At 72.0% G+C, this 10,306-nt stretch carries 10 protein-coding genes and 1 pseudogene; 5 read left to right on the top strand and 6 right to left on the bottom strand.

Annotated features, from left to right (window positions below; all coding sequences use genetic code 11):
- Window positions 1-225, bottom strand: a pseudogene (locus VFJ94_RS05520) (hypothetical protein); the annotation flags it as partial.
- Between the two features lie 59 nt (window positions 226-284).
- A complete protein-coding gene (acnA, locus tag VFJ94_RS05515) occupies window positions 285-3,056 on the bottom strand; it encodes an aconitate hydratase AcnA (protein ID WP_325003195.1) in 2,772 nt (923 codons plus the stop codon).
- A gap of 248 nt (window positions 3,057-3,304) precedes the next feature.
- On the opposite strand from acnA, the gene VFJ94_RS05510 reads away from it, so the two are divergent.
- Genes VFJ94_RS05510 through VFJ94_RS05500 form a run of 3 tightly spaced genes read left to right on the top strand, consistent with a single transcriptional unit; the run spans window position 3,305 to window position 4,802 of the window.
- A complete protein-coding gene (locus VFJ94_RS05510; RefSeq protein WP_325003194.1) occupies window positions 3,305-3,460 on the top strand; it encodes a hypothetical protein in 156 nt (51 codons plus the stop codon).
- A 3-nt stretch (window positions 3,461-3,463) separates the two neighbouring features.
- Window positions 3,464-4,501 carry a DUF222 domain-containing protein gene (locus tag VFJ94_RS05505; RefSeq protein ID WP_325003193.1) on the top strand — a complete coding sequence of 346 codons (1,038 nt, stop codon included), beginning with the start codon at window positions 3,464-3,466 and terminating at the stop codon, window positions 4,499-4,501.
- A complete protein-coding gene (locus VFJ94_RS05500) occupies window positions 4,422-4,802 on the top strand; it encodes an HNH endonuclease signature motif containing protein (protein ID WP_325003192.1) in 381 nt (126 codons plus the stop codon). Before VFJ94_RS05505 ends, VFJ94_RS05500 begins: the two co-directional genes overlap by 80 nt.
- A 16-nt stretch (window positions 4,803-4,818) precedes the next feature.
- Here the strand turns inward: VFJ94_RS05500 and VFJ94_RS05495 are convergent, their stop codons facing one another.
- The 3 genes from VFJ94_RS05495 to VFJ94_RS05485 are packed head-to-tail and all read right to left on the bottom strand — an operon-like array spanning window position 4,819 to window position 8,470.
- The gene (locus tag VFJ94_RS05495) at window positions 4,819-5,235 is read right to left on the bottom strand and encodes a thioesterase family protein (protein WP_325003191.1); all 417 of its coding nucleotides are present in this window, start codon (window positions 5,233-5,235) and stop codon (window positions 4,819-4,821) included.
- Between the two features lie 11 nt (window positions 5,236-5,246).
- Window positions 5,247-6,512, bottom strand: coding sequence for a class I SAM-dependent RNA methyltransferase (locus tag VFJ94_RS05490; RefSeq protein ID WP_325003190.1), 1,266 nt, complete (start codon window positions 6,510-6,512; stop codon window positions 5,247-5,249).
- Window positions 6,509-8,470, bottom strand: coding sequence for an APC family permease (locus tag VFJ94_RS05485; RefSeq protein WP_325003196.1), 1,962 nt, complete (start codon window positions 8,468-8,470; stop codon window positions 6,509-6,511). Before VFJ94_RS05485 ends, VFJ94_RS05490 begins: the two co-directional genes overlap by 4 nt.
- Before the next feature lie 107 nt (window positions 8,471-8,577).
- On the opposite strand from VFJ94_RS05485, the gene VFJ94_RS05480 reads away from it, so the two are divergent.
- The gene (locus tag VFJ94_RS05480; protein WP_325003189.1) at window positions 8,578-9,240 is read left to right on the top strand and encodes a TrkA family potassium uptake protein; all 663 of its coding nucleotides are present in this window, start codon (window positions 8,578-8,580) and stop codon (window positions 9,238-9,240) included.
- 17 nt (window positions 9,241-9,257) lie between these two features.
- Window positions 9,258-9,944, top strand: a complete 687-nt coding sequence (locus VFJ94_RS05475; protein WP_325003188.1) for a TrkA family potassium uptake protein — start codon at window positions 9,258-9,260, stop codon at window positions 9,942-9,944.
- A gap of 2 nt (window positions 9,945-9,946) precedes the next feature.
- On the opposite strand, the gene VFJ94_RS05470 is transcribed toward VFJ94_RS05475, so the two are convergent.
- A partial coding sequence (locus VFJ94_RS05470; protein WP_325003187.1) for a DUF3159 domain-containing protein occupies window positions 9,947-10,306 on the bottom strand: 360 nt, incomplete at its 5' end.

The following is a 10,306-nucleotide window of genomic DNA, read 5'->3' as shown; positions in this document are numbered from 1 at the left end:
CGCGACGCGGGCCTCGCGCCACGCCTCCCGCAGGGCCGCCGCCTGGCCGTCGACGTGCCGCACCGTGAGCCACGCGAGGGCGATCGGGTGGCGCCGCCACCCGGCATACGACCGGTAGTCGGGCGGACACTGGTCGAGCAGCCAGAGGACGGCCCGGTCCTCCCAGCCCGGGGTGTGCGCGGGTGGCACGCCGGGAGGCCACCCGGCAGGCGTCGTGGCAGGCATGCGCCCATTCTGCCCCGGCGCGCCGGTGGCACGCGGGGGCAGACCGACGGTTGCCGCCCTCAGCCGCTCACGAGCGAGCGCAGGACGTACTGCAGGATGCCGCCGTTGCGGTAGTAGTCCGCCTCGCCGGGAGTGTCGATGCGCACGACCGCGTCGAAGCTGACCGGCTCGCCGCCCTCCTTCGTGGCCGTGACCGCGACCGTCTGCGGTGTCGTGCCCTCGTTCAAGGCGGTGAGGCCGGTGATCGAGAAGGTCTCCGTGCCGTCAAGGCCGAGCGAGTCGGCATTCTGGCCTTGCGGGAACTGGAGGGGGACGACGCCCATGCCGATGAGGTTGGAGCGGTGGATCCGCTCGTAGGACTCGGCGATGACCGCCCTCACCCCGAGCAGGCTCGTCCCCTTGGCGGCCCAGTCGCGCGAGGAGCCGGAGCCGTACTCCTTGCCGGCGAGGATGACGAGCGGGACCCCGGCCTCCTGGTATGCCGTCGACGCCTCGAAGATCGTGGTCTGCTCGCCGCCGGCCAAGAAGTTGCGGGTGAAGCCGCCCTCGACGCCGTCGAGGAGCAGGTTCTTCAGGCGGATGTTGGCGAACGTGCCGCGGATCATCACCTCGTGGTTGCCGCGCCGCGAGCCGTAGGAGTTGAAGTCCTTGCGCTCGACGCCGTGCTCGGCGAGGTACTTCCCCGCCGGGCTGTCCGCCTTGATCGACCCGGCGGGGCTGATGTGGTCGGTCGTCACGGAGTCGCCGAGCCGGGCGAGGACCCGGGCCCCCTGGATGTCGGCCACGGGGGTCGTCTCCATCGTCATGCCGTCGAAGTACGGGGGTTTGCGCACGTAGGTCGACTGGGGGTCCCACGCGAAGGTGTCGCCCTCGGGCGTGGGCAGGGACCGCCAGCGCTCGTCGCCGGCGAAGACGTCGGCGTAGTCATCGGTGAACATGTCCTTGGTGATGCTCGCCGTGATGGTGCGCTCCACGTCGTCCGGCGCCGGCCAGATCTCGCGCAGGAAGACGTCCTTGCCGTCGGTGTCCTGGCCGAGCGGCTCGGTGTCGAAGTCGAAGTCCATCGTGCCGGCGAGCGCGTAGGCGATGACGAGCGGCGGGGACGCGAGGTAGTTCATCTTCACGTCCGGGTTGATCCGGCCCTCGAAGTTGCGGTTGCCCGACAGCACCGAGACGACCGCGAGGTCGTTGTCGTTGATGGCGGCGCTGATCTCCTCGTTGAGGGGGCCCGAGTTGCCGATGCACGTCGTGCAGCCGTAGCCGACGAGGTGGAAGCCGAGCTTCTCGAGGTAGGGCCACATGCCGGCCTTCTCGTAGTAGTCGGACACGACCTTGGAGCCGGGCGCCATCGACGTCTTCACCCACGGCGGGACGGTGAGCCCCTTGTCGACGGCGTTCTTGGCCAGCATGGCCGCGGCCATCATGACCGACGGGTTGGAGGTGTTGGTGCAGCTCGTGATCGAGGCGATCGAGACGATGCCGTGGTCGATCTCGAACTCGCGCCCGTCGGCAGCCTTGACCGCGACCTTCCTCGACGGGCGGCCGTTGGCCGTGCCGTCATGCGGGCGCTCGCCGCCGTCGTCCTCACCGGGGTCGCTCGCCGGGAACGAGCGGGCTTCGCCCGGGTCGCCCTCGTCGTGCGCCACGTACGTCGGCAGCACCTTGCGGAAGGCGTCCTTGGCGTCGGAGAGGGAGATCCGGTCCTGGGGACGCTTCGGCCCGGCGATCGAGGGGACCACGGTGGACAGGTCGAGCTCGAGGTACTCGGAGTAGCGGGCCTCGGGCTGGTCGGGGCCGGCGTTGAGCCAGAGGCCCTGCTCCTTGGCGTAGGCCTCGACGAGCGCGACCGAGTCGTCCGAGCGCCCGGTGAGGCGCAGGTAGTCGAGGGTGACCTCGTCGATGGGGAAGATGGCACAGGTGGAGCCGAACTCGGGGCTCATGTTGCCGATCGTGGCGCGGTTGGCGAGCGGCACCTGGCTGACGCCCTCGCCGTAGAACTCGACGAACTTGCCGACCACCCCGTGCTTTCGCAGCATCTCGGTGATCGTCAGCACGACGTCCGTCGCCGTGGCGCCCGAGGGGATGGCACCGGAGAGCTTGAAGCCGACGACGCGCGGGATCAGCATCGAGACCGGCTGGCCGAGCATGGCCGCCTCCGCCTCGATGCCGCCGACGCCCCAGCCGAGGACGCCGAGCCCGTTGACCATCGTCGTGTGCGAGTCGGTGCCCACGCAGGTGTCGGGGTAGGCCACGCCGTCGCGGACCATGACCGTGCGGGCCAGGTGCTCGATGTTGACCTGGTGCACGATGCCGGTGCCCGGGGGGACGACCTTGAAGTCGTCGAATGCCGTCTGGCCCCACCGCAGGAACTGGTAGCGCTCGCGGTTGCGCTGGTACTCGATCTCGACGTTGCGCTCGAAGGCGTCGGCCCGGCCGAAGACGTCGATGATGACGGAGTGGTCGATGACGAGCTCGGCCGGCGCCAGCGGGTTGATCCTCGCGGCGTCACCACCGAGCTCCGCGACGGCCTCCCGCATGGTGGCGAGGTCGACGACGCACGGGACGCCGGTGAAGTCCTGCATGATGACGCGGGCCGGCGTGAACTGGATCTCGGTGTCGGGCTGCGCGTTCTCGTCCCACGACCCGAGCGCCCGGATGTGCTCGGCCGTGATGTTGGCGCCGTCCTCGGTGCGCAGGAGGTTCTCGAGGAGCACCTTGAGGCTGTACGGCAGCGTCTCCTGACCCTCGATGCCGGCGAGCCGGAAGATCTCGTAGGACCGGTCACCGACCTCGAGGGTTCCCTTGGCCTTGAAGCTGTCAACACTGCCCACGACGGGCTCCTTCCAGCGGCGGAACGATTTATCTTGACGTCAAGATATCTAACCACACCCCCTGCGGCTTGTCAGCGGCCGGCATGGCGCGGGCCGGCAGGGCGGTGTCCCGAGTGTCTCCTACCCACGGGCGCGCCGCTCAGTCTGCCGCCGCTCCGTGGAAGATCGCACCCCGCCGCGGGGGTGCGATCTTCCACGCAGTCGCGAGGCCGCAGTCGCCGGGTGCGGTGCTCGAGCTGGTCACCGGAGTGTCTGCCGGGGTCTTCGACGCGTTGCCGGTGGTGGCGCAGGCGGCCGTGGTCAGCCGGATCGCACCGGAGCGGGTCCGAAGAATGGACGCTGAGGCAGCGGAGGCGGTGCTGGCGGTGACACAGCGGGCGGTCAACGTCTTGGCGGCGATGTAGGAGGTGGCCGTCGCGGCGTGCGTGCGCGCCGAGGAGCAGGCGCTCGCCGATGAGGAGGAGGGCGCGGCGCCGGGCCGTGGCGTCGTGGGGCATCGGCCGTCGGCGGAGCAGGTGGTGGCCTCGAGCCTCGCACCGCTGCTGCGGGTCTCCCCGCGGGCCCTGGGTGCTCGGGTGGCGCGGGCGGTGCGGCTGGTCGAGGAGATGCCGGGCACGCTGGCGGCAGGACTGGCCGGGGTGCTGGAGCCGGCGCGGGTGTCGGTGATCGTGGATCAGGCCGGGCTGCTGGAGCCGGGCGCCGCGCCGGTGTTCGACCGGGTGCTGCACGAGGACCCGGGGCTGCCCGAGCTCGTGCCGGCGAGGTTGCGGCGAGTGCGTGAGCGGGTCGCGGCGCTCGTGGACGCGGGGGCGGTCGAGCGGCGGGCCCAGGCCGCGCGAGAGGACCGGTTCCTGCGGGTGCAGCCGGGCACGGAGCCGGGGATGGCGTGGTGGTCCGCGTCCCTTCCGGCAGCGGACTCCGCCCGGGCGTGGGCGGCGGTGGACCATCTCGCCGGGGAGTACGTGCGCGCCGACCCGGGCCGCCTGATCGAGCAGGCGCGGGCCGACACCTTCCTCGACCTCGTGCTGGCCCAGGCGTCGGTGCGCACCACCGTGGAGCTGGTCGTGCCCATCGCCACCCGTCGGCACGACTGCCCCGTCGCCGCGCCAGCAGCAGCCATCCCCGCGCAGCCGGTGCCGGGCGCCGCGGCCGTCGAGGCCACAGGGGCGTCGGCCACAGGCGGGCCTGCCGCCCTACGCCGCGGCGAAAGCCGCCGCAGCGTGGGAGGCCGAGGCCGCGGCCGCGCAGTGGCAGGCGTGCGCTGCCCGGCTCCTCGACGGGCATGGGATCAGCCTGCCGGACTGGCGGCCCCCCACCGTCGGGGTGCGCGACCCGCGCGTCGGCTGGATCCTGTCGGCCACGGTCGTGCAGTTCCTCACCGATCCCGACATCGTGCTGCGGGTCACCCGCGCCGACGCCCTGACCGGCGCCACCGTGGCCCGTGACCCACACGCCTACCGGCCCGGCGCCGCGCTCGCCGCCCGGGTCCGCGACCGAGACCGCACCTGCCGCTTCCCGGGCTGCGGCGTGCCGGCCCGCCGCTGCGACCTCGACCACGTCACCCCCTTCCCGCACGGCCCGACCACCGAGGACAACCTGGTCTGCCTCTGCCGAGCCCACCATGGCTTCAAGCACCACGCCCGCTGGCGCCTCCAGCTCCTGCCCGACGGCACGTGCGTCTGGGCCGCCCCCACCGGCCGCGCCCACACCACCACCCCCACCGACGTCCGCACCGACGCCGCGTGATGCCCGAGCTGTCGGGTCAGCCCGGCCCGGAGGCGTCGGCGAGGGCCGCGCGGAAGCCCTCGTCGAGCGGCCGCTTCTGCCCGGCCGCGGCGTCGAACCACACGTACGTGATCACGCACGTCGCGGTCCGGATGGGCTGGGGGCCGGCGCGCCAGATCTCGTGGCGGAGCGTGAACGACGACGTGCCGAGGCGGTCGACCGACACCCGGATGTCGGCGTGCTCGAGCGGCCTGAGGCTGGCGACCCAGTCGATCTCGGCATGGCGCACGAGGGCCACGAGCCCGCGGGCGGCGAACCAGTAGGGGCCGAAGCCCACGCTGTCGAGGTAGGCGAACTTCGCGTCCTCGCACCACGTGAGGTAGTGGGCGTTGAAGACGATGCCCGCATGATCGATCTCGGAGAACTTCACCGCGACGGGGTAGTGGAACGGCATCTCGGCGCCCGTCAGCGCCGCTGGGGCTCGAGGAGCGCGATGCACTCGACGTGGTGCGTCATGGGGAAGGCGTCGTAGGCCTCGAGCGCGGTGAGGCGGTAGCCGAGGCCGTCCGCCGTCTTGACGTCCCGCGCGAGCGCGGCCGGGTCGCAGGCCACGTAGACGATCCGGCGTGGTCGCATTCCCGCCAGCGCGGACATCACGTCTCTGCCCGCGCCGGTGCGAGGCGGGTCGAGCACGGCGAGGTCGGCCGAGATCCCCTGACCGGTGAGCGACCGGAGCTCGCGGTCGACCCGGTTGGCACGCCACTCGACGGTCTCGAGGCCCTCGGTGTTGCGTATGCCGTTGTCGACCGCGGTCCGGTCGCCCTCCACCGCGAGGACGGAACCGCCCGGTTGCACCCGCTCGCCGAGCGGCAGCGCGAAGAGCCCGGAACCGGCATACAGGTCGAGCACCCGGTCGCCCGGGCCGGCAGCCAGCAGGGCGAGCACCCGGGAGAGAAACGTCGCGGCCGCCCCGGGGTGCACCTGCCAGAAGCCGCGCGCGGCGAGGACGTACTCCCCCGCCCAGTCCCCGACCTCGACGCGCTCGCCCACGAGCCCTCCGCCGGCACCACGCCCGCCGCCCTGCCGGGGCAGCGGCACGAGCACGGGCTCGTCGGGACGCGTCGCCGCGATGACGTCCACCGCGCTGCAGTCCTGCCACTGGGTCTCGAGGACGCCGGACGAGATGACCTCCCGCGTGGCGATGAGGCAGTCGTCGATGGGCACGATGCGCGTCGACCGGTGCTCGTGCAGCCCGGCGCGCCCGTCCGGCCCCACCGCGAACTCCACGCGCGTGCGCCAGCGCAGGCCGTCCTCGTCGCCCGGCACGGGAGCCACGGTCACGTCGACGTCGAGGCCCGCCAGGCGCCGGAACTGCTCTCGCACGACCGCCGTCTTGAGCGTGCGCTGGTGCGCGAGCTCGACGTGCTGCCAGTCGCAGCCTCCGCACTGGCCGGGCACGGCATACGGGCACGGGCGCGGGACCCGGTGCGGCGAGGCGGCCAGCACCTCGACCGCGTCGGCGCGCAGGAAGCGGTCTCCGACCCGCCCCTCGGTGACCCGCGCGACGACGCGCTCCCCCGGCAGCGCGTGCCGGACGAAGACCACCTGGCCCTCGTGCCGGGCCACGCAGTGACCGCCGTGGGCCACGGGCCCGACGTCGAGGGTCCACGTCGAGCCGACGAGCGGCTCCGCGCCCGGGGGTCGCTCCCTCGGCCGCCGGGTGCCGGTCACAACCCTCCGCCGCGCACCCCGCCGGCGAGCGGCGGCTCGTCGATCCACTCGCGTTCCGCCCCCTGCGACGAGGCGAGCTGCCACGGGACGCTCACGACCATGACCCCCGGGGTGAAGAGCAGCCGCGCCTTGAGCCGCAGCGCGCTCTGGTTGTGCAGCACCTGCTCCCACCACTTGCCGAGGACGTACTCAGGCAGGTAGACGGTCACGACGTCCCGCGGGTTGCCGCTGCGGATGGAGCGCACGTAGTCGAGGATGGGCCGGGTGATCTGCCGGTAGGGCGAGGCCAGCACCTTGAGCGGCACGGGGATCTGGTGGCGGTCCCACTCCTCGAGCAGGGCGCGGGTCTCCAGGTGGTCGACGTCGACGGTCACCGCCTCGAGGTAGGACGGGCGGCTCGCGCGGGCGTAGGCCAGCGCCCTCATCGTCGGCTTGTGGATCTTGGAGACGCACACGATGGCGTGCACGTGCGAGGGCAGCATCGGCCGGTCCTTGTCCCAGTCGATGGCGAGCTCGTCCCGGACGCGGTTGTAGTGCTTCCGGATGCCGAGCATGAGCACGAAGAGCACGACCATGGCGAGGATCGCGTACTTCGCGCCGGCCTGGAACTTCGTGACCAGCACGACGAGCAGCACGACCGCGGACATCACGGCCCCGACGCCGTTGATGACGCGCGACCGCTGCATCCGCCCGCGCTCCCTGGCGTCCCGCTCCAGCCGCAGGTGCCGCGTCCAGTGCCGCACCATGCCGACCTGGCTCGTGGTGAAGGAGACGAAGACGCCGACGATGTAGAGCTGGATCAGCGCGGTGACCTCGGCGTCGAAGACGATGACGAGGACGACGGCCGCGCCCGCCAGGATGAGGATGCCGTTGGAGAAGGCGAGCCGGTCTCCGCGGGTGTGCATCTGCCGGGGCAGGTAGCCGTCGCGGGCCAGGATGGAGCCGAGGACCGGGAAGCCGTTGAAGGCAGTGTTCGCCGCGAGCACGAGGATGAGGCCGGTGACGATCGAGACGAACACCACCCCGATCGGGAAGTGCGCGAACACCGCCTGGGCGAGCTGGCCGATCGCGGTGTGCTGGACGTAGTCGTCGCCCACCGGCCGCCCGTCCCGCAGCAGCTGGGCGGCGGGATCCTCGGCGATCTTGATCCCCGACCACTGGCCGAGCGCGATGATCGAGCCGAGCATCGTGACCGACAGCACGCCCATGAGCAGCAGCGTCGTCGCGGCGTTGTCGCTCTTCGGCTTCTTGAAGGCGGGCACGCCGTTGGAGATCGCCTCCACACCGGTGAGCGCGGCACAGCCGGACGAGAACGCCCGCAGCAGCAGGAAGGCCGCCGCGATCCCGGTGAACTGCTCCCCACCCTCGGGCAGCAGCGTCAGGTCCGCGCTCTCGGCCGGCGTGAGGGTGCCGGCGAAGTGCTGGATGAAGCCGTAGACGCCCATCCCGAGAATGGCCGCCATGAAGGCGTAGACCGGGACGGCGAAGGCCTTGCCCGACTCCCTGACCCCGCGCAGGTTCATCGCGGTGAGGAAGAGGATGAGGCCCACCGCCACGATCACCTCGTGGCCGCGCACGAACCCGAGCACGGTCGCGGCGTTCTGCACGCCCGAGGAGATCGAGACGGCGACGGTGAGCACGTAGTCGACGAGCAGCGCACTCGCCACCGTGAGGCCTGCCCGCGGGCCGAGGTTGACCGTCGCCACCTCGTAGTCGCCGCCACCGGACGGGTAGGCGTGCACGTTCTGCCGGTAGGACGCGACGACGATCACCATGACGAAGACGACCGCGATCGTCACCTGCCAGCTGTGGGTCGCGACGAAGGCGCCACCGGCGAGGCCGAGCATGAGCAGGATCTCGTCGGGCGCGTAGGCCACCGACGAGAGCGCGTCGCTGGCGAAGATCGGCAGCGCCAGGCGCTTCGGCAGGAGGGTCTCCCCGAGCTTGTCGCTGCGCATGGCGCGACCGACGACGACGCGCTTGAGCGTGGGTCCAGATCCGGGCACGAAGCACACTGTATGCCGTGCAGCCGGAAGCGTGAGGACGCTGGTGTAGCGTCGCCAACGTGCATTTCGTGATCATGGGATGCGGTCGCGTCGGCTCGACGCTGGCGCGCTCGCTCGGACGCAGCGGCCACGACGTCGCGGTCATCGACGCCGACGCCTCCGCGTTCCGCCGGCTCGGCACGTCCTTCGAGGGGCAGACGGTCACCGGGATCGGTTTCGACCGCGACACCCTGCTCGCGGCCGGCATCAAGGATGCCTACGCGTTCGCCGCCGTGAGCAGCGGCGACAACTCCAACATCCTCGCCGCTCGGGTGGCCCGCGAGACCTTCGGCGTCGAGCACGTCGCTGCTCGCATCTACGACCCCCAGCGCGCCATGGTGTACCAGCGGCTCGGGATCCCCACGGTCGCCACGGTCCGGTGGACCGCCGACCAGATGATCCAGCGGCTCCTGCCCCAGGGGGCGATGCCCGAGCTGACGGACCCGAGCGGCCGGATCGTCATCGCCGAGGTGCCCCTCGACCCCGCCTGGGTCGGGCGGCCGTTCACCGAGGTCGAGGAGCGGACCGGGGCGCGGGTCGCCTACGTCACCCGACTCGGTGAGGGCGTCATCCCCCGGCCCGACATGGTCGTCCAGCAGGGCGACCTCATGCACCTGACGGTGCTGCGTGACCAGCTCCCGCGCGTCGAGCGCCTCTGCGACCAGGCCCCGGTCGCCCACTGAGTGGCAGGAAGAGAACCATGCGCGTCGTCATCGCCGGAGCCGGCAGCGTCGGCCGTTCCATCGCCCGCGAGCTGCTCGCCAACGGTCACCAGGTGCTGCTCATCGACAAGGACGCCGACGACGTCCAGGCCTCCCGCGTCCCCGAGGCGTCGTGGCTGCTCGCGGACGCCTGTGAGATCGCGGCCCTCGAGGAGGCCCGCCTCGAGGAGTGCGACGTCGTCGTGGCGGCCACAGGCGACGACAAGGCCAACCTGGTCCTGTCCCTGCTCGCCAAGACGGAGTTCGGGGTGCCCCGCACGGTCGCCCGCGTCAACAACCCCAAGAACGAGTGGATGTTCGACGAGTCGTGGGGAGTCGACGTGGCCGTGTCGACGCCACGCCTGATGACGGCGCTCATCGAGGAGGCCGTGAGCATCGGCGACCTCGTCCGCATCTTCGAGTTCCAGCAGGGACGCGCCTCCATGGTGGAGGTGACCCTCCCGGAGGGCAGCCCCTTCGCTGGGCGCCGGGTGGGCGACGTCGACTGGCCCGTCGACACGGTGCTCGCCGCCATCATCCGCGAGCAGCGGCCTCTCGCGCCGACCCCCGACGACGCCATCGAGGCGGGTGACGAGCTGCTCTTCATCACCACGACCGCGCGGGAGTCGGAGCTGCAGCGGCTGGTCGCACCGGGGTCCCGGCCGCGTGTCGACGAGCCGATCTGACGTCAGGCGGTTTCGCGGCCGGGGTCGATGGGCGTGTGGCCGCGCACGAGGATCGCGCCCATGACCGTCACGGCCAGCAGGTATGCCGGCCAGCCCAGCACCACCTTGGCGACGCCGAGGCCGCCCACCTGCCCGGCGAGGTAGAGCGGCACCATGACGCCGAGACGCAGCACGTTGAGCGCCACGAGCACCCAGGCCAGCCGGGCCGCCACCGTGACGATGCCCGGGTGCCGGCGCCACCACGTCGGGTCCGCCGCGAACGCCTCTGGCTCGGCGACGCCGACGACGAAGCCGAAGAGCGGCCACCGGGCGAGGTTGGTCAGCAGCAGCAGGACGAGGAGCCCGGCATTCTGGAGCATGCC

This window comes from Intrasporangium sp., assembly GCF_035688975.1.
Lineage (GTDB): Bacteria > Actinomycetota > Actinomycetes > Actinomycetales > Dermatophilaceae > CALMNV01.
The sequence above is the reverse complement of the archived record's forward strand: the minus strand, read 5'-3'. Positions and strand labels throughout refer to the sequence as shown.